General features: G+C 38.0%; 20 protein-coding genes. 13 read left to right on the forward strand and 7 right to left on the reverse strand.

The annotated features are described in order from the left end of the window. The first annotated feature begins 20 nt into the window (after positions 1 to 20). From MB09_RS03445 to MB09_RS03455, 3 genes are read left to right on the forward strand one after another with little or no spacing between them, the layout of a single operon-like run. Positions 21 to 3005, forward strand: coding sequence for a SusC/RagA family TonB-linked outer membrane protein (locus tag MB09_RS03445; protein WP_045079487.1), 2985 nt, complete (start codon positions 21 to 23; stop codon positions 3003 to 3005). 18 nt (positions 3006 to 3023) lie between these two features. Further along, a complete protein-coding gene (locus MB09_RS03450) occupies positions 3024 to 4418 on the forward strand; it encodes a RagB/SusD family nutrient uptake outer membrane protein (RefSeq protein ID WP_045079488.1) in 1395 nt (464 codons plus the stop codon). A 53-nt stretch (positions 4419 to 4471) separates the two neighbouring features. Beyond that, positions 4472 to 7042, forward strand: coding sequence for a S9 family peptidase (locus MB09_RS03455; protein WP_045079489.1), 2571 nt, complete (start codon positions 4472 to 4474; stop codon positions 7040 to 7042). Positions 7043 to 7085: 43 nt separating this feature from the next. Here the strand turns inward: MB09_RS03455 and MB09_RS03460 are convergent, their stop codons facing one another. From MB09_RS03460 to MB09_RS03475, 4 genes are all read right to left on the reverse strand, one after another. Further along, complete coding sequence (locus tag MB09_RS03460) at positions 7086 to 7340, reverse strand: DUF6520 family protein (protein ID WP_045079490.1); 255 nt, start codon at positions 7338 to 7340, stop codon at positions 7086 to 7088. Between the two features lie 54 nt (positions 7341 to 7394). Beyond that, positions 7395 to 8936 (reverse strand): MauE/DoxX family redox-associated membrane protein, encoded by a 1542-nt coding sequence (locus MB09_RS03465; RefSeq protein WP_045079491.1) that lies wholly within the window; start codon positions 8934 to 8936, stop codon positions 7395 to 7397. A 96-nt stretch (positions 8937 to 9032) separates the two neighbouring features. Next, positions 9033 to 10007, reverse strand: a complete 975-nt coding sequence (locus tag MB09_RS03470; RefSeq protein ID WP_045079492.1) for a helix-turn-helix domain-containing protein — start codon at positions 10005 to 10007, stop codon at positions 9033 to 9035. A gap of 61 nt (positions 10008 to 10068) precedes the next feature. Beyond that, positions 10069 to 10440, reverse strand: coding sequence for a DUF7793 family protein (locus MB09_RS03475; protein ID WP_045079493.1), 372 nt, complete (start codon positions 10438 to 10440; stop codon positions 10069 to 10071). A 199-nt stretch (positions 10441 to 10639) separates the two neighbouring features. Here MB09_RS03475 and MB09_RS03480 point away from each other — a divergent pair, with 199 nt between their 5' ends. The 6 genes from MB09_RS03480 (at position 10640) to MB09_RS03505 (ending at position 16917) form a co-directional block, all read left to right on the forward strand. Then, positions 10640 to 13051 carry an aminotransferase class I/II-fold pyridoxal phosphate-dependent enzyme gene (locus MB09_RS03480; protein ID WP_045079494.1) on the forward strand — a complete coding sequence of 804 codons (2412 nt, stop codon included), beginning with the start codon at positions 10640 to 10642 and terminating at the stop codon, positions 13049 to 13051. A gap of 26 nt (positions 13052 to 13077) precedes the next feature. Then, entirely contained in the window at positions 13078 to 13917 is an 840-nt protein-coding gene (locus MB09_RS03485) for an RteC domain-containing protein (RefSeq protein ID WP_045079495.1), read from the forward strand. A 273-nt stretch (positions 13918 to 14190) separates the two neighbouring features. Then, positions 14191 to 14472, forward strand: a complete 282-nt coding sequence (locus MB09_RS03490; protein ID WP_045079496.1) for a helix-turn-helix domain-containing protein — start codon at positions 14191 to 14193, stop codon at positions 14470 to 14472. A gap of 279 nt (positions 14473 to 14751) precedes the next feature. Further along, positions 14752 to 15153, forward strand: a complete 402-nt coding sequence (locus MB09_RS16560) for a hypothetical protein (RefSeq protein WP_317619469.1) — start codon at positions 14752 to 14754, stop codon at positions 15151 to 15153. Further along, positions 15137 to 15793: a P-loop NTPase family protein gene (locus tag MB09_RS03500; protein ID WP_045079498.1), complete on the forward strand. Its 657-nt coding sequence runs from the start codon at positions 15137 to 15139 to the stop codon at positions 15791 to 15793. The genes MB09_RS16560 and MB09_RS03500 overlap by 17 nt, the downstream gene beginning before the upstream one ends. Positions 15794 to 15804: 11 nt before the next feature. Further along, positions 15805 to 16917, forward strand: coding sequence for an exonuclease/endonuclease/phosphatase family protein (locus tag MB09_RS03505; RefSeq protein WP_045079499.1), 1113 nt, complete (start codon positions 15805 to 15807; stop codon positions 16915 to 16917). An 8-nt stretch (positions 16918 to 16925) separates the two neighbouring features. Here MB09_RS03505 and MB09_RS03510 read toward each other — a convergent pair whose 3' ends face one another. From MB09_RS03510 to MB09_RS03520, 3 genes are all read right to left on the reverse strand, one after another. Beyond that, positions 16926 to 17891: an HNH endonuclease gene (locus MB09_RS03510; RefSeq protein WP_045079500.1), complete on the reverse strand. Its 966-nt coding sequence runs from the start codon at positions 17889 to 17891 to the stop codon at positions 16926 to 16928. 21 nt (positions 17892 to 17912) lie between these two features. Beyond that, positions 17913 to 19865 (reverse strand): hypothetical protein, encoded by a 1953-nt coding sequence (locus MB09_RS03515; RefSeq protein ID WP_045079501.1) that lies wholly within the window; start codon positions 19863 to 19865, stop codon positions 17913 to 17915. 176 nt (positions 19866 to 20041) lie between these two features. Continuing rightward, on the reverse strand, positions 20042 to 20701 hold the full coding sequence (locus MB09_RS03520; RefSeq protein ID WP_045079502.1) for an N-acetylmuramoyl-L-alanine amidase family protein: 660 nt from the start codon (positions 20699 to 20701) through the stop codon (positions 20042 to 20044). Positions 20702 to 20877: 176 nt separating this feature from the next. Between MB09_RS03520 and MB09_RS03525 the strand changes: the two genes are divergently transcribed. The 4 genes from MB09_RS03525 to MB09_RS03540 are packed head-to-tail and all read left to right on the forward strand — an operon-like array spanning position 20878 to position 24413. Continuing rightward, positions 20878 to 21165, forward strand: a complete 288-nt coding sequence (locus MB09_RS03525) for a hypothetical protein (protein ID WP_045079503.1) — start codon at positions 20878 to 20880, stop codon at positions 21163 to 21165. After that, positions 21165 to 21449: a hypothetical protein gene (locus MB09_RS03530; RefSeq protein ID WP_045079504.1), complete on the forward strand. Its 285-nt coding sequence runs from the start codon at positions 21165 to 21167 to the stop codon at positions 21447 to 21449. The genes MB09_RS03525 and MB09_RS03530 overlap by 1 nt, the downstream gene beginning before the upstream one ends. Beyond that, positions 21436 to 23832: a TraG family conjugative transposon ATPase gene (locus tag MB09_RS03535; protein WP_045079505.1), complete on the forward strand. Its 2397-nt coding sequence runs from the start codon at positions 21436 to 21438 to the stop codon at positions 23830 to 23832. Before MB09_RS03530 ends, MB09_RS03535 begins: the two co-directional genes overlap by 14 nt. Positions 23833 to 23843: 11 nt before the next feature. Then, positions 23844 to 24413, forward strand: coding sequence for a hypothetical protein (locus MB09_RS03540; protein WP_045079506.1), 570 nt, complete (start codon positions 23844 to 23846; stop codon positions 24411 to 24413).

Raw genomic sequence — 24413 nt, forward strand, 5'->3', positions numbered from 1 at the left:
AACTTAACTGATGCAAAATTATGAAAAATAAGTACAGGGGCTACTATGTCCTACCCTTATCTTTTGCCCTATTCTGGGCATTAAGTACTCCCCTAACCTCACAAAATGGCTCCCCTCCTATTTCGGGCATTGTTGCCGATGCCAATGGGCCACTTGGGGGCGTAAATATTATAGTAAAAAATACCGCTCGTGGTACCCAAAGTGATGTGGATGGGCACTATTCCATAACCGCCAAAAAATCCGATACGCTTGTGTTTAGCTATCTGGGTTATAAGGCGCAAGAAGTAGCAGTGGGCAGTGGTAGTATACTTAATGTTACATTGCAAGCTGATGCCACGGCGCTGGATCAAGTGGTTATTAATGCGGGGTATTATACCACTACCGACAAAAAACGCACTGGAAGTATAGGGCGTGTAACCGCTGCTGAAATCGACAAACAACCTATCAATAATCCTCTTGAGGCCTTACAGGGACGGGTGACTGGAGTAGATGTAATTCAAAATTCCGGGGTGCCGGGAGGAGGATTTAAAATGCGCATTCGTGGTCAAAACAGTTTGATGGCCGGGAATGAACCGCTCTATATTATTGATGGGGTACCCTATGATACACGTACGCTCGGTTCTCCCAATACCTCAGGGGGAATTATTCCTGGTGCTGATGTCAGCCCCTTAAATGCCATAAACCCAGAAAGCATTGAATCCATTGAAATCCTAAAGGATGCAGACGCTACCGCTATCTATGGCTCCCGTGGGGCCAATGGGGTGGTTCTTATTACCACTAAAAGAGGAAAGGAAGGAAAGACCAAAATAACGGTAAATAGCAGTACGGGTATAGCGCATATCTCTAAAAAGGCCAATCTGCTGAATACAGAGCAATATTTGGAAGTCCGTCGGGAAGCTTTCGCCAACGACGGGATAACAGAATATCCTGAATGGGCTTACGACGTAAATGGCACTTGGGATATGGAACGTTATACCGATTGGCAAAAGGAGCTAATAGGCGGTACAGCAAATACGCGCAAACTTTTAGCAGAGGTCTCGGGAGGCTCTTCCAAAACCCAATTCCTAATCAGTGGTCAATATCAGGAGGAGACCACTGTTTTCCCTGCAAAATATGCCTATGACAGACTTACGGTAAATACGAATTTAAACCATCAAAGTAATGATGAACGGTTTAATATAGTGTTTACGGCAGGATATTCCCTTGAAAAAAATAATCTCCCAAATCTCGATTTTACTTCAGATGCTTTATGGTTGCCCCCAAACGCTCCGGCTATTTACGATGGGGAAGGCAATATAAACTGGGAGAACAGCACTTGGGCGAACCCATTGGCGGGGGTAGCAAGTAAATATACACAGGATTCCAAAAACCTAATTACCAATACCATTGCATCCTATACCTTTCTTAATGATTTTGAAGTAAAGATCAATGCAGGCTATGGTTTCTCGCAGCTACAAGGCCTTACCACCACCCCACACACCGTATACGATCCCGCCTATGGTATGGATAGTGGGTCTTCCAGACTTACCACAAGCAACGGCGGTCGAAATTACTGGATAACAGAACCACAAATCCGCTGGCAAAAGAAAAATGAAACCCATAAATGGGATATTCTCGTGGGAAGTTCTTTTCAAGAAAACACTTATGATCAAAAGATTATTACGGGAAGGGGATTTCCTAACAATCATTTCATAAATAATCTGGGGGCAGCGACCACGGTGACCATTGTGGATGAAAGCAAAACCAATTATAAATACCATTCCCTTTTTGGCAGGATCAACTATACTTTCCGTAACGAACTTTTCCTTAATGTTACCGGAAGACGGGACGGCTCCAGCAGGTTTGGTCCTAAAAACAAATATGGAAACTTTGGAGCTATTGGGGCGGCCTGGATATTTACCGAGGGAAGAACTTTTAATGGGTTGAGCTTTGGAAAGCTTAGAGGCAGTTATGGCCTTGCAGGAAATGACCAGATAGGCGATTATCAATACTTGCAAACCTACTCCATAGAGGATTATCCGTATGATGGCAATATAGGATTGGTACCTTCCCGTTTGTACAATCCCAATTTTAAATGGGAAAAAATAATCAAACGGGAAGCCGCCGTGGAACTGGGCTTTCTGGATAATAAAATCTCCATTTCCGCGGCCTACTATAATAACCGCTCATCAAATCAATTGGTAAATTATGCCTTGCCCGGTACAACGGGTTTTGTAAGTATTCAAGCAAATCTGGATGCAGAAGTAGAGAACTCAGGCTTTGAGATTGAATTGAACAGCGTTTTAGGCCGTAGTAATAATTTTACCTGGAATAATTCCTTAAACTTTTCCATGGCCCGCAACAAACTATTGGCCTTTCCAAGTCTTGAAAATTCCACCTATGCCAATAGATACGTAATTGGAGAACCATTAACCATAACAAAACTTTACGAGCTGCAAGGGGTAAATCCTGAAACCGGGCTTTTTGAATTTAAGGATTATAATGGGGATGGCGTCATCAGCAGCGATAAGGATAGGCAATATATAGCAGATCTGTCTCCAAAGTTTTTCGGCGGGCTCTCCAATACCTTAGGCTATAAAAATTGGTCCCTAGATTTTCTTTTTCAATTTGTCAAGAAAAACGGATATAACCAGTACCGCTTTTCGGAGCCGCCGGGTCTAATGGGAAACCGCTCCATAAGCGTATTGGACCGATGGCAGCAACCCGGGGATGTGGCTCCAATGCAACGCTATACAACCGGGGAAAATTATGAAGCCTATTTGGCCTATTCTCAGTTTACTCAGAGCAATGGCGTTATTTCCGATGCTTCCTTTATTCGGTTACGCTCAATGGAATTGGCCTATAATTTAAAATTGGGAAAGGAAGCTGGCACTTACTGCCGGATCTTCCTTCAAGGCCTAAACCTATTGACCTTTACAAATTTTAAAGGTGCAGATCCAGATCAAATTACTGGGTTTCTTCCCTCCCTACGAAAAATCACTTTTGGGGCACAACTCCATTTATAATCATTAAAAAACGTACAGATGAAAAAAGCAATACACTATCATATCAAAAAATATATATACCTCCTGCTCTGCCCTTTACTCTTTTTGGGCTGCGAGGATTTCTTGGAAGCAGAAGACCCCTTGGGGCAACTAAACAGTCCCCTAGTTTTTGAGGATGAAGCCACCGCTACTGCCGCGGTTACAACCCTATATGCAAAATTGCGGGACGAGGTGCTATTGACCGGAAACACTCAGGGCCTTGGCCTATTAATGGGCATATACGCTGATGAAATGGACTACTACGGTTTTGGGGGAGAGCCATTGGACAGCTTTTATCAGCACCAGGTATTCTCCGATGATGTAATTGCAGAAAACCTTTGGACCCAATCCTACGCCCTCATTTATATGGGCAACGCAATATTAGAAGGGCTCGAAACTTCCCAGATTTTAAGTGCAGAGAGCAAGGCACAACTGAGAGGGGAGGTTCTTTTTATTCGGGCCCTCTCCTATTTTTATTTGGTCAACCTCTATGGGGATATTCCGTATGCAATCACTACCAATTACGAAGTAAACAGCATCCTCTCAAGAATGCCCGCTTCTCAGGTTTATGAAAACATAGTTATTGATCTAAATGAAAGCAAGACCTTGCTGGGAACCAATTACATTTCTGGGGAACGAACTCGCGTCAATAGCATGGGAGTGTCCGCCCTACTTGCCCGAATATACCTCTATACAGAACAATGGAATGCAGCAGAAATGGAAGCCAGTGCGGTGATAAACAATACTTCTTTGTACAACTTGGAAACTGAAGTCTCTAATGAATTTTTAAAGGAAAGTCCTTCAGCTATTTTACAATTTAAACCAAAGACGGAAGGTAACAACACTTTGGAAGCATCCACATTCATATTTACCGCTGGCCCTCCGCCTTTAGTTTCCCTTGAACCTCAACTTATAGAAGGAATGGAGGCAGACGATCAAAGGCGGGAGCAGTGGATTGGGGAAGTTACGGACGGGAGCCAAACTTGGTATTATCCCAACAAATACCAAAACAATAGCAATACAGGCACAAGTATGGAATATTCCATAGTGTTTCGCATATCAGAACAATACTTAATCCGTGCGGAAGCCAAGGCCAAACTAGGGAACCTTCCAGACGCTTTGGAAGACCTCAACACCATTCGGAACAGGGCTGGCTTGATGGATTCAGAGGCAACAACTCAAAATGAAATTTTAGAGGCCATATTCCAAGAACGCTACCATGAACTCTTTTCAGAATTCGGTCATAGGTGGTTTGACCTTAAGAGGCTTGGCTTGGCAAACGAAATCCTTGCTCCCATTAAGCCCGGCTGGAAACCAACTGATGTATTGTTGCCAATTCCAGAGAACGAACTTTTAATGAACCCTAACCTGTATCCTCAAAATCCGGGATATTAAATTCAATATATGTTATGAAATTAATATTTATTAAAACTAAACCATTTCCTATTATGCGATATTGCATTTTGCTTTTGGTATTGCTTATATTTAGTGGTAGTACAGTAGCACAAGTTCAACAGAAGTATTCCTCGGAATTGAATTCCCTCTGGAGCAATGGCACCTTTATTATCAAGATATCCAAGAATGGCAAATGGGCAGTCATTGAGGAGGACTTCCCACAAAAGGGAAGGGAGATTCTAGTAATGCAAACAAAGGGTACAAAACAGTATCGCCTTCCAGAAAGTGAATGGTTGGATTTTTCCGCGGACAGTAAATGGTTTGGGTGCATCAGTAAGGAGGAAATGATACTCATCGATTTGGAAACCGATAAGGAGGTACGCTATTCCAATATAGCTACCTATAAATTTTCAGGCACTGGTAATTATATTGCCGCACTACAACAAGGCAAGGGGAAGCTAACGGAACTTTTAATAATTGACCTGAAAAACAAAACGATAGCAAGAAGGCTTAGGGATGTAATAAAATTTGAGTGGCATCCTACCCAGAATATTTTGCTCGCCACGGTGAAAGGGGCGGAACAAAACCAAGTAATCCGTTATGATGTTGGGAAAGAAAATTCTGACCTTCTTTTCAAGGAAAACTCAGGAAGTATCGAGTATTTAAGATGGAACGGGTCGGGTTCAGCCGCCATTTTTCTTAGCCGAAATGAAGGGAATCTCCAATTGCATTATTTCAGTAAAAGCGAAGGCACAAGTGGGGTGCTAACCGATAAGGCAATACAGGAAAAATTCATAGACCATCATCTTAGTGATCGTCAACCTTTTATATCCGATGATGGAAAAAAAGTAATTTTTTATGTTCAGAAGCTAGAAAAGTCTGAGGCTGAAAAAAGCGATGTTCAGGTATGGAATAGTGACGATCCGTGGATTACCCCTCGAATGGAAAGCTCCAATGGGGGAAGACATTTTTTAACAGCCTGGTATCCACAGAGCGGAGAGATTAAGCCAATCGAAACGGAAGCCCTACCCAAGGCCGCGATGAGCGTAAACCACGATTTTGCAGTGGTGCACAATCCACTACAATATGAACCCCTATATAAATACTATCCAAATGCAGATTTATATATTAAAAATATAGCAACAGGTGATACTACTTTGGTTTGCAAAAATCAATACACAGAAGGGAAATTTGTCACAATATCTCCCAGTGGAAAATACGTTTCCTATTTTAAGGATACTGATTGGTTTGTGTATAATTTAGAAAGTGGGAAAACTATAAATCTGACCGAAGATTTGGAGGTACCGTTCCAAAATACTGAATCCCAAAGGCCAGGGGATTTATTTCCATATGGCAATCCCGGCTGGCTAAAGGACGATGGGTACATAATATTTTATGACCAATATGATATATGGGTTCTGAGCCCAGAAGGCAATACTAAAAAAAGGGTTACTCAGGGTAGGGAAGATAAAATCCAGTATAGGATTAGTAGGGATTATGGCCGTAAAGCCTATAATCCCTTAACGATTCATCCCGATTTCTGGAGTGAACCATTTAATATTAAGGAGGGTATTATATTGGAATTCCTTGATAATAATAATTTTGACACCGGATTAGCGCTATGGAAGGACGATTTAGCCATTAAACCACTTTTTAAAACGGAAGGGGCAATTACCAAAGTTATGAGTTCGGATAATTTGGAAACCGTACTGTATAGCAGTCACCGCTTTAACAGGCCCCTAAGCATTCACAATGTAAACGTAAAGACCAAAAAATCCCAACTGCTGTATCAAGCAAACGAGAAGCTTTTGGATTATGATTTAGGCCACACAGAATTCATCGAATATCAGTTGGAAGATGGCACTAAACTAAGGGGAAGTTTGATGTATCCTGCAAATTATAACCCCAATATTAAATATCCTATGATTGTGGAAATTTATGAAAGAAAGTCCGTGGATATAAATCAATTCCAACCCCCAAGCAATTATATGGTTATCGGGATCAGTTTATTAAATTTTACTCTTAATGATTACTTTGTGCTTTATCCAGATATTGAATATACCATTGGGGATCCAGGGATTTCAGCATTAAAATCAGTAACCGCTGCGGTAGATAAAGTACTGGAAACGGGTAAGGTGGATGAAAAGCGGTTAGGATTGATTGGCCATTCCTTTGGGGGCTATGAAACAGCATTTATCGTTACCCAAACAGATAAGTTTGCCGCAGCTGTGGCAGGAGCGGCAGTAACCAATATTGTTTCTTATTACCACGATGTATTTTGGGATTCTAGGCGCACTCAAATGTGGCGTATGGAAAACCAACAATTTCGCTTTGGGGATTCATTTTATAATATGAAGGATGCCTATTATAGAAATTCCCCTTTGCACCACGTGGAAAATGTGAATACCCCATTGCTATTATGGACCGGAAATACAGACACCAATATCAACTGGAACCAAAGTGTCCAGATGTTCCTCGCTCTAAAAAGATTGGGCAAAAAATCGAAGTTGCTTTTGTATGACGACGAGCCTCATGTTCTAATGAAGACCCCTAACCAAATGGATCTTACCAAGGGTATATTTAATTGGATGGAAAAATATGTAAAGAAAATTGATGAAATTTAAAAAGCTTCCCGATTAATAAAAACCGAGAAGCTTAAACTAACCCTTATTGTAACCATTCATATAAAAAGTCATGACAGTCCGGGGTTTTATAGATGGATCTGCCATTAAATTTACAAACGGGCACTCCATTTTCGGAACAATCCTTCGGAGCAGACGCACAACCCGCAGAGGTCATAATATATCCTGTTACCAGGGCATTCTCCTCAATGGGGGTGCTCTTTTCAGTTGCAAAGGCAAAAACGATTGCCAGTAAAAATGCCATCAATGGCATGCCGAACTTTAAAATTTTTGTTTTCATAATATAAAAGTTTTAATGAATTAGCGACCTACTATTTTTTACAGGTGTTCGGTCTTATTCCTGATACTGGCCAGTATGTGTTGTGTTAGAGCCGGGGTCAAAGTACTCCGGCTTTAACTTATAAATCCATAACCTTCCGTCTACAAGTGCAATCAAAATATCCTTGTAAATTCGGAAACCATTAAGTTTTTTATTTTGTTGGTGATAGAGGTAAAAACTGAATTCATAGCTATTCGTAACGATATTATAGACATCAATAATAGCAGCGGTTTCAGTAGCCGCTTTATCTTCATAACGACCTAATCGGTCGCTATTGATAAATAGGTAATCTCCAAAGGTGGCAGTATACTTATTAATCATAACCGATTGTCCTCTTTTGTATTGATCTTTTTTAGTGTGATGGGCAATATCTAAAATTGCCTTGCTTACCGTATCAATGGTCTTTCCTGAATATTTATAAAATAGATTTTCATCCGTAACCTCATAACTGTTGCGATAAAAATAAGTGTAAAGAAACTTCTTGTTTTTAGTGTTCCAGAGCAAAAGCCCATCACTATCGAATATTCCATCCACCTGTTTGGTAATAATGCTATCATTAAAAATCACGCTGTCCCTGTCCGTTGCTCTGGTAATGAGACCGAGATTGGTGATGGCTGTAGTATTGGAAATACCGGCAATTCCTATCCGAGTCGAATCCGCTATTTCAAATTGTTTAAAGTAGGCCTCGTTATAGCTGAAAACATCAGCTTTCCAATCTGTCGTATTTCCTCGAAAAATTATAGGTACGGTGCCGTCACCTAAAAAGAAGAACGGAGGTTCCACTAATATTCTCGCCCTTCGGTAAGGAAGTTCAATGTTGCTAATAGCAACTGGGAAATCCTTTATATGCTGCAGGGAAACATCGAGGGTCTTTAAATATAAAGGGGCCTGCAAATTCCCTAAATAAATAATGCTGTCCTTAAAACCTGCAATGTAATAAGTATTCGAGCCAAGCTCATAATCCCCTAAATACTCGGCAGCATGGGGAAGGTATTTACGCTGAAAGGCCTCGTTTCTGTAAATTTTCTTCTCGGAGCTAATGAAAAGCACCGTTAGCAAAAGCGTGGCAAAAGCGGCGATAATGAATAGAGCAAGAAACACAGCCTTATAAGAGGTCGTCAACTTGCCAGGCCGCGGAAGTCGCGTTGCGAGAAGGATGGCCACCACCGCCAATATGATAAAGGAAATATTAAAAAAGAGGTGTTCAGTCCAACTCAGTTTTTCAAGTACACCCCCACAAGAACATGGAACAAAGTCAGAGAAATTTAGAATAATGACTATATAAGCAGTAAACATAACCATTAACCCAAAGCAGCCAATAAGAGCGGCTAATCTAAATCGGGGAATAATAAGCAACACCGCCAATAGAATTTCAATGCTCGGCACCAGTACAGACACCATCCCAGCATAGGCACTTAATAAGGGAGCTTGAGCGAGTTGGATCTGAAATGTTTCAAAATCCAAAAGTTTGCTCATGGCTGCATAAACAAACAAAACAATAAATAATAGACTAATTACATTTACTGTGAATTCCCTATATTTTTTATTGAATATCATATCGTTAGATTTGATATGATAAAATTCTGCATTAAAATTTCAGAAAAATGGAAATAAACTTATCCCAGCGGTATTATTTTCAGTCAATGGAAAAAATCACGGATTTTCGGCTAAAAATTTCCTTCGAAGTTCTTTGGGGGTATAGCCAAATTCGTTTTTAAATGTGGCCGAAAAAGAAGGTACGCTTTTAAAACCGCATAATTGGGTAATTTTTTTGAAACTGATATTGCTTCCCTGTACCAACATTTTAGCTTTTCGCAACCGTTCGTTTCTAATAAAGCGAAAAACACTCACCCCGTACAACTCCTTAAAACCATATTTAATTTTGAAGGCATTTGTGCCAAATTCGAGTGCTATTTCCTTTATTGGCGGAAAATCCATTTCGAGATTGTCCATAAAGTAGTCGCGTACCTCTCGAATTTTTATGACATCGGAGGAGGATAACTTAACCTTTTGTCTATTATCCATTAAAGTGAGGGGATTATTTTTTTTAGAGCTCTCTTTTTTATTATTCTCTTTTGCTATAAGGTATTCCTCTAATTCAACCTGTCTTTTGGAATGTTTCACAACAGTTACTATAATACTTTCCTCCCCATTCTTTTTCCCGCCTAACTTATTTATATAGCAAGCACTGGGTAGCAATAGGCCTGATTTGGTTTTAAACGTTAGCGCTATTGAAGTATCCAGCATTTTTTTATTTTTAAGCATATCCCAATGCCTTTTCCATTTTGGAGTAGACCTTTTGTTTAAAAGGTTGTCGAAGGACCCTCCAACAATTTCCAAACAGTTATAAAACAAGATGTCACACGCTTGTTGGTTAACGGCTTTAACATTTCCGTCTAGATCGATTATAAAATTCATCAAGACTATATGCTTGATAGTTTCATTTGAATTAACATACCCCTCATGCAATAAAGCTTCCCCAATTTCTTCTGCCATCATGTTAATTCCAGATATAAGCGCGTCTATGCTATCCTTTTTGGAAGATTTTTCAATATGATAATAGAACTTACCCGCACCCATTTCAGCTATTGCTTCGACAATCCTTTTGAGACGTTTCTTCTTAGACATCTGCATTCTTATTAAATTATACTTTTACATTTTTTCCATTTTCCAATCAGTAATTTGACCGTTAAATGTATTTTTCCAAAAATAATTTCGCTTCGTCCATATCCTGAAAAGCTTTTGTTGGGATGGAGGGTTTAGTAGTCTTAAGGTAGAAATAAGATAAAATATCCGACATTGGGTCTCCCACAATAAATGCCACTGCTTTAAGCAATGTGGAACCCTCACGCGCAAGGTAGTCCCTACCGGGTTTGTCGACTTCTTCAACACCACGAATATCGCATAGGGCGGGGTAATAAATTCCATTCTGCAATTTAAGGCGATCTGCCACAATCCTTATGGCCGCCTCATGGTTGATTACGATATCCTTATAATACCGTATGTGTAGAAGACCTCCGTTAAGAGTGTATAAAGCAAATTTATTTTCTATAGAATCCATGATGATCGAAAACTGGCAATTCCCTATAAATTTACGAAAATCTGAAAGTATTTATTTTTAAGGCGACGATTCACAGCCCAAGTCAGGACTTTTTTCTTATCCAAAATGAAAAAAAACTTATCCCAGCGGTATTATTTTGTAATTGAACTTTTAATTGCCATCAAATGCCCGTAAATTCTATGCTTTAAACTCAACGACCATGGCAAAAATCAAACACAACAACTTTTTGGATACCGTTCATGAGGTGTTTACGGATGCAAAACAGGAAGGCGTACTCCATCTGTACGCTGAAGGGGAAACCTTTAACGGACGTACTATTGGAGTTAAAAACAGGAGCCTTTTTCACTTTGGCACCACTGGGTATTTAGGCCTGGAACAGGATGTAAGGCTAAAGGAAGCAGCTATTGATGCGATACGCAAATACGGCACGCAGTTTCCGTTGTCAAAGTCTTACATCTCCAATCCGCTATATAGTAGGTTGGAAGAAAAGGTTACCGAAATGTACGGACATCCTATTATCATTACCAAAAACAGTACACTGGGTCATATAGGAGTAATACCGAGCGCAGTGAAAGATCAGGATGCCATCATTTTAGACCATCAGGTTCATTGGAGCGTGCAGAGTGCGGCCAAGATTTTAAAGAATAGAAGTGTACCTATTGATATGGTAAGGCACAACGACCTGAATATGCTTGAGGATAAAATAAAGCGGTATTCAGACCAGCGAAAGAAAATTTGGTATATGGCTGACGGTATCTATTCCATGTACGGCGACTTCGCTCCTATTTCCGATTTAATGGCATTAAGCCAAAAATATCCGCAGCTTAATTTCTATTTTGATGATGTGCACGGCATGAGCTGGATAGGCAAGAACGGTACGGGATATGTGTTAAGCCAGCTTGGGGAACTGTCCGAAAATATTCTGCTCTTTGGTACCCTTAGCAAAACCTTTGGAGCCAGTGGTGCGGTGTTGGTGTGTTCCAATAAAAAAATGTACCATGAGATTAAGACTTTTGGAGGGCCCTTAACCTTTTCCGCCCAATTGGAACCAGCATCCATTGCCGCGGCAACTGCCTCGGCTGATATACACCTTTCCCCAGAAATTTATACCCTGCAACAGGAACTGCGGGAACACGTAGAATATTTCAATGAGCTTTTGCAGCAAACCGATCTGCCCCTGATTGACGAGAATATATCTCCGGTGTTTTATATCGGAACCGGAATGCCAAGGACAGGTTATAATTTTGTAAACCGATTGATGAAGGAAGGATTTTATGTAAACCTTGGCATCTTCCCTGCCGTTCCCGTCAAGAATACCGGTGTACGCATTACCATTTCCAGGCACAACCAAAAAGAGGAAATCAAAGGTCTTGTGGAAGCGATGGAATATCTCTTCCCCCGGGCCTTGGAAGATACCCATACCAATAGTGAACGGGTTTTCCAGGCATTTAAAATGGAGCCGAAACAAAAAAAAAACTTTTCAAAATTAAAATTTAATGAAGATCTACAAGTACAATTAGAAGATACCATAGAAAAAATTGACAAAAAGCTTTGGAACAGCTTACTTGGAAAGTATGGTGTATTCGATTGGGAGGGTTTGAAATTTTTGGAAGAATCCTTTAGCGGTAATTCCCACATGGAACACAACTGGGAGTTCAGATATTTAATAATTTACGACCAAGAACAAAAGCCGATATTGGCCACTTTTATGACTGTTGGGTTATGGAAGGACGATATGTTGGCGGCTGTGGGAGCTTCGCAAACCATTGAGGAAGAACGCAAAAATAATCCATATTATTTGACCTCAAATGTTCTGAGCCTTGGTTCCTTATTTACTGAGGGCGAGCATTTATTTGTAGATTTTACACATCCACATAAACAGGAGGGACTGAATTTACTTATGCAAAATTTGGAAAAATTAGAACATTCGCTTAATGCAAAAATGATTGTGCTTCGTGACTTCCGGGAAAATCAAACCCTACACGATTATTTTCAAGGTCAAGGGTTTGTTCGTGTGCAGATGCCAGATTCCTGTAGTATCGAACTTAAACCAAAAGATAACTTGGAAGCCTATATTTCCCGTCTTTCCACTAGAAACAGAAAGCACTTGCGAAAAGAAATTTTGAAAATAGAAGAATTACTGGATATAAGAATAGTGCAAGATGCCAACTTAGTGCAATTGGAGCAAATTGCGGAACTGTACTCAAATGTACATCAAAATAACTTGGGGCTGAACACGTTTTCCTTTCCTTCAAAACTGTTTGGTAAGATGTGGGTTCATCCAAATTGGGAATTTATTACTGTTAACCCAAAATCTGAGCCCAAGAAAATGATAGGCGTTATGCTTTGTTATAAGAATATCTATAACACTTACGTCCCCGCCTTTGTGGGAATGGATTATAACTATCTGGAACAATTTCATATTTATCGCCAACTTTTGTTCCAGACCATTAAGCGTGCAATAGAACTGAAATGTCGACATATTGCTTTAGGCCTTACCGCAGAGTTTGAAAAACGAAAATTGGGAGCTACCGTATATAATAAATACGCTTATATACAGACAGCTGATAATTATAAACTTGAACTTATGGGTATTCTGGAATCTAGTTGACAATCACTTCAAATTGCCCCATATGTATGAAATATCAAGATTTAATATCGGAATTCGAAGCCAAATTGGAAGCTTTGGAAACTTGTACGGACGATATTTTATACAGGGCAGAGACTGGTATAGCCTATACAGAGCGGTGGATAAAAACACTTCGGGAGGAAGTGGTACGGCATGGTTTCGGCTCCATTCAGGAAGAGATATTTTTCTTCAAACATATTAAACCCCAAATCTTCAGCAAACTGATCTATTACTCAAAACTATTCAATATTGAAAGCAAACGGCCACGGAGCAGTTCCAAATTCCAGATCAAATATCTCAATAATCAAATTGACAAATTACAGGTCTTCTTTAATGACAATCTGGAATTCTACCATTATTACCGAAGGGGCGCTACATCACTCGACGAACAATATTTCGTCCGTGGCAAATCTGATCTTCGATCCACAACCGATTTCTTTAACTTTTATATCGACGAAAAGTTCTCCACTTGTCAGGATGGAACCGTGGCGGCGATTATGGCCTATGATATGTTAATCGTTTATTTACAACAGGAAATTGAAAAACTAGAAAATTACAAGGACAATCAAAACACAAATTTAATGAAGCAATCATCAAGACTTTTTTGGACGGGAAACAAAACAGATCTCATAGAACTCATCTATGCCCTGCAGAGCAGCGGTGCTATTAACAGCGGAACAGCCGATATAAAGGAAATGGCTACCCTTTTTGAACAGATTTTCAATATAGACCTTGGAAATTATTATCATACTTTTATAGAGATCAGGGCACGTAAAGGCAGTAGAACCAAATTTCTGGACAGATTGCAGGAATCATTATTGAAGCGGTTCGAAGAATCGGATACATAATCCCACCCTCTTCCCAAGTTGGGAAATCAGCTTTTAAATCTTTTGCCATTAAAATTATGTCAAATTAGTATCAATATCCAAATTGATAACATTCATTTCCCTCCAAAACTACCCGAATTTTATTTGAAAAAATCTTTCCCACCTCTGGATTGACTATTGAAAGATTTCCATCAAAGACCTGCAAATTTGTAGAACGAAAGTCAAATCAAGTAAGGGGCTATCAAATTAGATAACAGCAATAAAATAGTCCCTTTCTTCTAAAACCGTTCTATTATGCCAACAAGTATTATAACCACAGACGATCTTCGGGATTTCAAGATTGAATTGCTCGATGACATTAAAAAAATTCTCACAAAACAAGCTTCCGACACTTTGAAAAAATATCTCAAATCCTCAGAGGTAATGGAAATGCTTCAGATAAGTCCCGGCACCCTCCAAAATCTTCGAATTAATGGTACACTACCTTTTAGCAAGATGGGTGGAATCATTTATTATGATTCTGAGGACATTCAGAAAGTAATGAGAGATAATCGTGTTCAACATCCAAGTGACTAATCATGTATGAACTATATAAAACACCTAAACTCTGTTTTTCAGCAATTTTCGATGGATTCCCAATTGAACCCAACGCACATAAGTTTGTATATGGCCCTGTTCCAATATTGGAACATCAATCGGTTTCAAGATGAGTTTTATATAAACCGGGAAGAGATTATGAAGATGTCCAAAATAGGCTCAAAAGCAACCTATCATCGATGTTTAAAAAATCTGCATCGATGGAAATACATCCGGTATCTCCCCTCCCACAATCCTTACAAGGGGAGCAAAATCAGGATGCCCAAATTTGATACAAGTAGTGAAACAAGCGACGAAACAACTACTGAGACAAGTATCGAGGCATCTACTGAACAACTAGAGGGACAAGCATTGGTACCTTATACAAACATGAATAAACCTATAACAAACAGAAATAAAGTTAAGCTGCCAAAAAATAAAAATGAAGTTTTAATTTTTTTTGAAAAACAAAAATGGCCCGTATTGGAAGGAGAAAAATTCTTCAACCATTATAATGGCATCGGTTGGAAAATCGGCGGAAAAATTGAAATAACGGATTGGCAATCCACAGCAGAAAACTGGATGTTAAAATCCAAAGAAATTAAAACGGCAAAAGCAGTGTCCCAAAAACGGGACAACCTTAAAACCAGTAAAACAAAAAATTATGGTCAACCCCTCTAAAATAACCGAAGGTGGCATAGAATATTCAATCGGAAGGTTCAATGGGTTTGAGATGTTCTATGATTTCCCAAAGATCTTGATCTATCTGGATGCCAAGGGAAAATTGTTGTTTGGCAAACAGTTCAAAATCTATAAGGAGGATAAGGACATCATTTATAAACTAAGCAATTATTTTATAAAGGATAAGGAAAAATGCGAACAGGCAGGAATAGATCCAGATAAGGGGCTTTTGGTTTCCGGTCCTGTGGGTTGTGGCAAAACATCCTTAATGAAGCTGCTGCAGTTTATTATTCCGCTTCAGCGATCCTACTCGGTAATTCCCTGCCGGAATATTGTTTTTGCATTCAATCACCTCGGTTATAAAATCATTGAAGATTACGGAAGTGGCAGCTATTTCTGTTTTGATGATCTGGGGGTGGAGCCCATCGGGAGGCACTACGGACAGGACTGCAATGTAATGGGAGAGGTGCTGCTTTCACGTCATGAACTTTTTCTGAAAAGCAAACTGAAAACGCATGCCACAACCAATCTAAATGCAGAGGAACTGGAGGAAAGATATGGAAACCGTGTGCGAAGCAGAATGCGGGAAATGTTTAACCTAATTGCCTTTGATAAAAATGCACAGGACAAAAGAAAATAAAATCTACGATTATGAAAATAGCCACCTTTAATGTTCAAAACCTGTTTCATAGAGATAGAAGCTTGATTCAAAAAACCGTTGGCAAATGCGTTTCCGATTGGATTGTTGAATTCGACACCCTGCTAACTAAAGAAAAAAGCGCTTCGAATACTGAACGGTTAAGGGAATTATCGTTCCTGTTGGATTTTGACAAAACCTATCAAAACCCATACGTGGTGATGCGAAAGAAAGCGGGAGAGCTTTATTTGAAAGGAATGAACTGCTCCAAAGAGCTCAAATCAGGGGAATTAACGGATTGGAACGGTTGGATCAAAGTTCAGACCGTGCCTATCGATCCAGAAGCTACAAATCATAAAGCTATGGTTATTTCGGAAATCAATCCAGATATTTTGGTGCTACAGGAAGTTGAGGATAAAATGTCTTTGGATGAATTTAATAAATTCCACTTGCCGAAGTTTAATTGTGCTCCTTTCTCGGAAAGTATTTTGATTCCAAGTTCTGAAGGAAAGAGCCGTGAACAAGCATTACTTTTAAAAAATGGATATCAACTTGAATCCATTAAAATCCATACAATTGATGATTCTGAAAGTGCAACTCAGGAATTATTGGAATATGAGATTCAAAGTCCCAAAGGAAAAACTATTCATCTGCTCTCTGCCTATTTTTATGAAAATAAATGCGATAAAGAAAAGGCTTTTGAAATACGAAAAAATCAAGCATATCAAGCTTCCGTTATATACAAAATGCTCCAGATTCAAAGCAAAATAAATATTGTAGTCGCCGGGACATTTAATGCACCCTCCTATTGTAACTCCTTGGCTCAATTACTCCAAGAAACCGATTTAAAAGACATCAGCAAAAACAAAACTTTTAATGTCGATTTTGATGAAGGTCAAGATGCTACTTACTTTCGATTGGGTGCTTACCGAATGGGAGTAAATATTAAGCAAGAAGATTATTTGTTGCTATCTCCTTCGCTTTTTTCAAATGTAAAAAGTAGTGGGCTAAACAGGAAAGGAGTTTGGCCAGAGAAGCGGCCTAATTGGGGTATATATTCCAGTTTGCAGAATAAGAGTCAGGCTGCTAGTGAGCATCCTGTGATGTGGTGTGAATTAACAATTTAAAGTGACTATTAGTTGCTAATGATACTATCATATTTAAATCCGATTAATTCATCTTCTTCAACTTGTGCGCGCCAGTTCATATCGTATTTAACAATGGACATATCGCTTATATCCAATTCAATCTTCTCTTGATCTTTTGGGAAATCAACATCAAATACAAAAGCTGGAAATAAATCATATTCAAATTTATATTCCTTTGGATTAATGTTTTCAGTTTCATCGCAAAATGGTATGAAAATCTGAAAAACTAAAATTCCAGAATAAACCACCAAACATAAGTTTGGTCGGTAAATGTTGCCTGAAATGCTATGTTTTCTTTTGTATAGAATAGCAGCTGGCTTTGCATAATATTTCTTTGAAAATCGTGTCCTCAATAATAGTAAGGGAATATCAAAAATGGTATTCTCAAGATCATCCTCTCTTTGAGATAACCAGTCAATAGTCTTATTGTAATTTTCCAATTCTTCTGTTGTGCATAATGACAATCCGACTTTCACTAAACCTTTATAAACATTAATTGGAACAAATTTTTTCTTTTTCAGAGTGACATTCAGTTGATTATTTTGATAATCATATTCAAAATCTGAAAGATTACTTCCAAAATTAAAGTGAGGGTTTCCGTTAATGTTTTTGATCCTTGTAGAACGTTGATTTTCGCCCTTTCTACTTTGAAATATGGGAACTTTACTTTTTGTTCTTTGTCCAATTAATGTTAAATATGGACTGACATAATTCGCCAAATCTGTCTCAAATCGTCCAAATAACGTGTTGCAATTATCACACTCCTCGTTATTTGTAAAATTATTTTTGCCGAAAAGTTCAGGAATTACGTGCGGAACATTATTGAAGGTGGTTTCATTTGATGTTTTAGAACAAAATTTACAAGTTTTATCTATACCACGGACAAACTTTTTTTCAAAGTTATCAGTTGAACTTATTTTTTCAAACTTATCTAAAAAATCAGTTATTTTCATAATTTGTTAATTAAACGGAAATCAATTACATTTTACACAGATATTTCCTTTCAAAATTTGGCTCGTTGTAGTTGACATAGTGTGATTATTTTTGCATTTCACGCGAATTTTCACTCCGCTGTTTGTCCTGTAAATATCTATTGTTTCTGCTCCAGATTTTTCAATTATAACTTTGGCTCTATTTTCACGTTCAATAAGTTCCTTATTTTTGGTGTAGGTGTAAACCTCTGATGGATTTAGCTTAATATCTTTTGCCTTTATGGGATATTTTATATTTTTATTTTCAAGTTGATTAATTATGAATGAAACTAAATCATCTAATTTGACATCCGTAAACACTTCAGGTATATAAATGATTTTAACGCCTAATTCCTTACAGATCTCTGCTTTCTGTTTGTCATTATCAATCGTAGATTGTTTGACGTATCTATGATTAACGTTTGTTGTAGAATAGTGCTGACGACCTTGATGTTCAAATGCAATTTTTAGTTCTTCGTTGTAACCGTCAAGTTCCATTTTATTACCTATATTGTTCTTTAACCAATCAGGTCTAATGCCGTTGAAGTTTTTACCGAATATTTTTTCAAAACTTAATCTACAGGTTCTTTCGCCTATTCCTTTTGTGCAAGTTGGACACCATTTACCTCTTTTTATGTTATTTGGTGTTGCAATCCACTTATGTTTTTCCGAACATTCCCATTGCATTTTGGTCGCATCATTTTTATATTTTGCGGAAAGGCATTTTCCTCCTCTTTCGATTGCTAATTCTTGGATTTCACTCAAAGTTGATTTTGCTGTTCCGTAACACTTTCTGCACCAAGCATCTCTCTTTAATCCTTGTGGCCTTGCAAACCACCTATGGCCATTCTCACATTCTACGTGAATTCTACTTTGAGTAGCATTTAGATAAGTTTTCGATAAGCATTTGCCACCATTCTTTTTTATGATTTGGATAAAATCTTCTATCGTATCTCTTTGTTCATCGCTTACCCTCTTTACAGCGCAAGCATTGCACCAACCACCTTTTTTTATTATGTGTGGTATAGTTTCCCAAATGTGACCTTGTGAGCATTGAAATTTTAATTTTGTTTTACTATTTATATATGTTTTTGATAGGCATTTACCTCCCTTTAAAATTGCAATATTCCTAACCTCATCTAATTTATCTTGAATTTGTTTTTCCGTTGTAACTTTAAATGTTCCTGCACAAAATGGACACCACGTTTTACCGGCTCTAATTGAACCTGCTGTTGTTTTCCATTTATGACCTTTTGAGCATTGAAATTCAAGTTTAGAACTTTGGGTTTCGTAATGTTCACTTAAGCAAAGACCATTTTTTGAAATGGCGTATTTTTTAAAGAAGTCCAAAGACAAACGTCTTTTCAAGCCACTTTTTTTTATAGAGCATATTCTGCACCAAGTACCTTTTCTAATATTTGCATATGAAGATTTCCAAATATGTTTTTTATCACATTGCCAAAGCATTTTTGTTTGACTATTCTCGTAATGTTCCGACAAACATTTTCCGTTGTTTTCTTTAGCGGTTTCTACACAATCAGATAAAGAATGTTTTAATTTTTCACTTCCTTTTTTGGATGAACAAATGTTACACCAACTTCCTTGTTGAATACTATTATAAGTTGCCTGCCAAATATGATTTTCCTTACATTGCCAAGTCATTTTAGAATTACTACTAATATACTCTTGTGAAAGGCATTTGCCATTATTTTTAGTTGCAACAGCTATACAGTCTGAAAGTGTTTTTTTCCATTTATTTGAGGTTCGTTTAGACGAGCAACGTTTACACCAAAATCCTCTAATTAAATTTCTTGGATAAGTTGACCATTTGTGATTATTTACACAAACTAAATCAAGTTTCGTTTCTGAACTAATCAATTCATTTGTCAAACATTTTCCACCATTTTTTTCGGCAATAACCTTATAATGCTCTATGCTGTATTTTGGTTTTCTCAATGTTTTTTTTAAATGTGTGGTAATTCGTTATATCCAAACAAAAATAAGGAATTATCGGTGGAAATTGATAGATAACAGAACATTCAAATTACTTCAATTTCTTAATAACCTTAATAGCTTCTGAACAAACCGTTACAACAATCTGCTTTAAACTTTTCAAAACCTGTTCAAACAACTTATTCATAATTTGATATTTTGGTTAATTCATTCAATAACAGTAATGCAATCACTTTCAAGTTTTTATCTACTGAATAGTAATTTGCTTCGTCCAAATTAGACAAAAACCCAAATTCCAAAAGCACAGCAGGAAAACAATCAACCGTTTCCCTTAAGACCTGAAAATTTGCAAACTTCACACCACGACTTTCCAAACCAATATTATTGACCAATGCCTTTTCAATTTCATATCCTGTTAAAATGGAATGCTTCCAATACATTCCAATAGAATTTGAAACATACACTTCAATCCCTCTCGCATTCGGACTATCAAAATGATTGCAATGCAAGGAAATAAAAATATCTGCATTCAAGGATTTTGCTAACTTGGTTCTATCTCCCAATGAAATAAGTGTGTCCTTATATCGCGTTAAGTAAATTTCATATTGATTTTTAAAAACGGTTTCATTCAGTTCTGCAGTCTGTTTTGCGATTTTTAGAACGACATCTTTTTCGAGAATCCCATTTACACCCACTGCCCCAGGATCTTTTCCACCGTGACCGGGATCAATTACAATTATCCTTTTTCCATTTGGGTTTGGTTGTCCCAAAACACGATTGGGCAGACTAAATAATTCTAGGGCCAAAAGGATCGAGAATAAAACCTTGAACAGAACCATAATAACTTCTTGTTTTGAACAAAATTCAAAGATTCATTTCCATTTCTAACAATCTTCCAAAGTTTAACACTGGATCACGTTAAAGTTTAAAGATTTTCTTTCCCTCCCTTCTTTTCATAATAGATTTCGCAAAATTTCAGTAACCAACCTGTTTCAGGTTTATAAAACGCATAGCTATGAAAAGATCTATTTTCATTTTAACCGCACTTTTATTTTCAATCGCACGAAGCTTCGCACAGATTGGTGGAATCGAAGATTCCGTAAATGATGTTTCCGATACTATACGGACCATCTTCCCTATTATTCTCGGGGTCATCTTTCTTATTGGATTTCTATTTAATGCTGGGCATTTCTTCGGAGAGAACGCAGACCTAAAAAAAGGAATTACACGGGTTTTGGTATTCGTGCTGATCGCGGGAGCGGTGGTAGGAATCTTTACTTATTTAATCGGAATCGTGGTGTAATGAAACAGTACGAAACCTATAGAAACATCAGGAAACGCGCGGTCATTTTTGGGCTGCCCATTTCCTTGTTTGCCCTAATGATGATTTCAATAGTAGCATCGCTCTTGGTCATTATTTTCTCTTTCAGTTTCGGAATAATTGTCGGAGTAATAGTATTGAATATGGGACTGTATATCGCACTTATCAAGATTACAAACAATCCACAACTATTCCATTTCTCAAAACCCTTTCCACAGATTATCAGCAATAAGAAACCCACACTTTTCAATTATGAAGAAGATTAACGTGGCCGCATATCACCCAATAGTGGATATTCAAGAGAATGTCATTTTTGCCAATAATGGCAATGTTGTTTTGTGTTACGCGGGCAATCTTCCAGAAATATATTCCCTCTCCGAAAAAGATTTCGAGGATATTCACGGGGCTTGGTTTCAGGCCATTAAATCCTTGTCTACTGGATGCGTTGTTCACAAACAGGATATTTATCTAAAAAGAAACTTTGCTTCAGAAAATTTACCTAACCAAACGTTTCTGGAAAAAGCCACACACAAGCATTTTAAGGGGCGGGAATTTATGGAGCACAAATGCTATCTGTTTTTCATTCTTACCAAAAACAAAGCGCTAAACAATTCAAAATATATCAACCCCTTTAAAAAGGTGACAAAAACAATTGTCCCGGAAATGGACGATACTATTCACAGTTTTCTTGGTGCCGTTAGTGATTCGGTTTCCTTTATAAACAACAGTCGAAAAATGGAATTCACTCCTTTGGATTCAAAGGAAATCCAAAGTTTGACAAACGGCTTTTTCAATGGTTTCAATGAAGGGTTTGACACGGATATAATCTTAGAGAAAAAGGAACTGAATATCGGAGAAAACTATTTCGATGTCCTTTCCATAAACAGTGAACTATGCTTTGGCGAAAATGTACAGAGCAGCAAGACCAACGAACATTTTACTTCGGACGATTTTGTGTTCCATCAAGGGTTTATTGATGGGCTTGGACTTACCCTGAATGAAAACCATATCGTAAACCAAATCATATATCTGGATGACAAACAAAAGTGGCGAAAGATTCTCGACAAGAAAATTGAGGAACTTAACAAAAGCTCAAATTTCGGCTCGCAAAATAAAGTGGTCCTAAAGAAAATCCAATATATACAGAACCAAATAAATTCCGATGACAATGCTCGTGTAATCCGGGGACACCTCAATATTATTTATTGGGATAAGGAAGTGAAAAACCTTGAAAAAATTAGCTCCAAAATAAAGACTGAATTCAAGGAGCTGGACATTATTCCATACTATCCCAGAGGCGAGGAACGCAAGAATTATATCCTAAATAGCTTTTGCTGCTTTTCTTCCAACTTTTCAAATGACGATCTGTATGTAACGGATTTAAAACATTCGCTATGCCTATTGATCAACAACACCAATTATAAATCGGATACAACGGGAGTAATATTCAATGATAGGGAACATAACATCCCTGTCCTTAAAGATGTTTGGGACGAAAAAAAGAAACGCATCAAGGCCAGAAACTTTGCAATCTTCGCTCCTACGGGGGAAGGGAAATCTTTTTTGGCTAACAATATCTTGCGTCAATATTTCGAAAGCGGAGTTCGTCTTGTCATTATAGATTTGGGCGGTTCCTACACCAAATTCGCAAAACTTTATCCAGAGCAATACACCGTGCTCCGCTATGAAAGTGGAAAAAACCTTGGCATAAACCCCTTTTATATAAGTGACCTTAAAGACTTGACCCCGGAACGTCTGGAGGATCTTTCGGTATTCCTTTTTGAATTGTTCGCTTCCGATTTAAAAGTGACCAAAGCACAATCAGTATCCGTTAAGAAAATCCTACGCCATTATTATAAGCAAATCAAGACCAATCATTCACTTAGCAGTTTTTATGCTTTTATTGAGTCCAATCAGGATTCACTTTTAAAGAAATTGAAAATTCATTCCGATTATTTCAACATTACCAATTTCCTGCACATTATGTCCGAGTATGTTGGGGATGGACTGTACAGTTTCCTCTTTGAGGTAAGTGAGGACCAAACCTATAAAATTGAGGATAAAAGATTGATAGTTTTCGAGCTGGACGAAGTAAAGGACAACAAGGAAATTCTTTCGGTTATGCTAAAGCTTATAAAGTCCGCAATCCAAAGAACCATTTGGAAGAACCGTGCTGAAAAAGGTATCATTCTGTTCGATGAGTTTGCAAAACAGCTCAAGTTCGAAAACGTACTGGAAAGTGTGGAATTCTATTACCAGGCCATCCGAAAACAGAACGGTGCCATCGGGATCATTCTTCAGTCCATTAATCAGCTTCCCAACAATTCAACTTCTGCAAGTATTTTGGAAAACACACAGGTCATTTACAGCCTTCACAATGAAAAAGGATATGACGAGCTGCAGAAAAGGTTGCACCTCTCCAGCCACGATTTAAATCAGCTGAAATCAATCAAAAACAATCTTTCTGGGCTGCGCAAGTACACGGAAATGTTTATTAAAATCGGAAAGGAAAGCAACATTTTCCGATTGGAAGTTCCCAAAGAAGTTTATGCAGCTTACTTAACGGACGGGGCTGAAAATGAAGAAATAATGAAGCTTTATGAAAAGCATCAAAATATGGAAAAAGCAATCACTGAATATACATCCTAAAAACAGAATTTATGAAGTCAAAAATTTTAATTCTCGCAATGGCACTATTGTTCAGCCTAAATATCAAGGCCCAAGGAATGCCCGTTTATGACAACACAAACTTTATCAGTTTGATTAAACAGCTATTGGAATCCGGTAAGCAGACCTCCAATCTAATCAAAACCGTCAAGTTCTTAAAAACACAAAAGGAAAACCTCGAAAAGGTAAACGATGTAATCAAGCAGCTGAAGGCTGTTCAAGAAATCAATCGCAACAATCAACGTTTGATTGACATTGTAAATGATGATTTAAGAGATATTCTGAATTCTCCTTTTATAAAACCAGATGAGATTACTCGCATTTCAGATTCCTTCAACTCTATCATCGATACTTCATTGGACAATCTTGACTTTATAGATCAGATTCTCTCCAGCGATTATATGAAAATGAGCGATGCTGAAAGAGCCTCGATTTTGAAAGCGAAAGAAGTCCAAACAAAGGAAATGGTGGCCGAGATCACAAAAAAGACTGAACGGTACCGGGATATTATTTCCTTTAGGAAAATGCAGGACAAGATAAATAACCGGGAAACAGCCTACTAA

Origin of the sequence: Aequorivita vladivostokensis, from assembly GCF_000952855.1 — a bacterium.
Taxonomy (GTDB): domain Bacteria; phylum Bacteroidota; class Bacteroidia; order Flavobacteriales; family Flavobacteriaceae; genus Aequorivita; species Aequorivita vladivostokensis.

What these genes read in the sequence shown, in the direction of transcription:
- MB09_RS03485 (WP_045079495.1), top strand. Translation starts at nt 13,078, where the DNA reads ATGAAATATCAAGATTTAATATCGGAATTCGAAGCCAAATTGGAAGCT.
- MB09_RS03525 (WP_045079503.1), top strand. Translation starts at nt 20,878, where the DNA reads ATGAAAAGATCTATTTTCATTTTAACCGCACTTTTATTTTCAATCGCA.
- MB09_RS03505 (WP_045079499.1), top strand. Translation starts at nt 15,805, where the DNA reads ATGAAAATAGCCACCTTTAATGTTCAAAACCTGTTTCATAGAGATAGA.
- MB09_RS03470 (WP_045079492.1), bottom strand. Translation starts at nt 10,007, where the DNA reads ATGTCTAAGAAGAAACGTCTCAAAAGGATTGTCGAAGCAATAGCTGAA.
- MB09_RS03445 (WP_045079487.1), top strand. Translation starts at nt 21, where the DNA reads ATGAAAAATAAGTACAGGGGCTACTATGTCCTACCCTTATCTTTTGCC.
- MB09_RS03510 (WP_045079500.1), bottom strand. Translation starts at nt 17,891, where the DNA reads ATGAAAATAACTGATTTTTTAGATAAGTTTGAAAAAATAAGTTCAACT.
- MB09_RS03500 (WP_045079498.1), top strand. Translation starts at nt 15,137, where the DNA reads ATGGTCAACCCCTCTAAAATAACCGAAGGTGGCATAGAATATTCAATC.
- MB09_RS16560 (WP_317619469.1), top strand. Translation starts at nt 14,752, where the DNA reads ATGCCCAAATTTGATACAAGTAGTGAAACAAGCGACGAAACAACTACT.
- MB09_RS03530 (WP_045079504.1), top strand. Translation starts at nt 21,165, where the DNA reads ATGAAACAGTACGAAACCTATAGAAACATCAGGAAACGCGCGGTCATT.
- MB09_RS03535 (WP_045079505.1), top strand. Translation starts at nt 21,436, where the DNA reads ATGAAGAAGATTAACGTGGCCGCATATCACCCAATAGTGGATATTCAA.
- MB09_RS03460 (WP_045079490.1), bottom strand. Translation starts at nt 7,340, where the DNA reads ATGAAAACAAAAATTTTAAAGTTCGGCATGCCATTGATGGCATTTTTA.
- MB09_RS03455 (WP_045079489.1), top strand. Translation starts at nt 4,472, where the DNA reads ATGCGATATTGCATTTTGCTTTTGGTATTGCTTATATTTAGTGGTAGT.
- MB09_RS03475 (WP_045079493.1), bottom strand. Translation starts at nt 10,440, where the DNA reads ATGGATTCTATAGAAAATAAATTTGCTTTATACACTCTTAACGGAGGT.
- MB09_RS03490 (WP_045079496.1), top strand. Translation starts at nt 14,191, where the DNA reads ATGCCAACAAGTATTATAACCACAGACGATCTTCGGGATTTCAAGATT.
- MB09_RS03465 (WP_045079491.1), bottom strand. Translation starts at nt 8,936, where the DNA reads ATGATATTCAATAAAAAATATAGGGAATTCACAGTAAATGTAATTAGT.
- MB09_RS03450 (WP_045079488.1), top strand. Translation starts at nt 3,024, where the DNA reads ATGAAAAAAGCAATACACTATCATATCAAAAAATATATATACCTCCTG.
- MB09_RS03480 (WP_045079494.1), top strand. Translation starts at nt 10,640, where the DNA reads ATGGCAAAAATCAAACACAACAACTTTTTGGATACCGTTCATGAGGTG.
- MB09_RS03520 (WP_045079502.1), bottom strand. Translation starts at nt 20,701, where the DNA reads ATGGTTCTGTTCAAGGTTTTATTCTCGATCCTTTTGGCCCTAGAATTA.
- MB09_RS03540 (WP_045079506.1), top strand. Translation starts at nt 23,844, where the DNA reads ATGAAGTCAAAAATTTTAATTCTCGCAATGGCACTATTGTTCAGCCTA.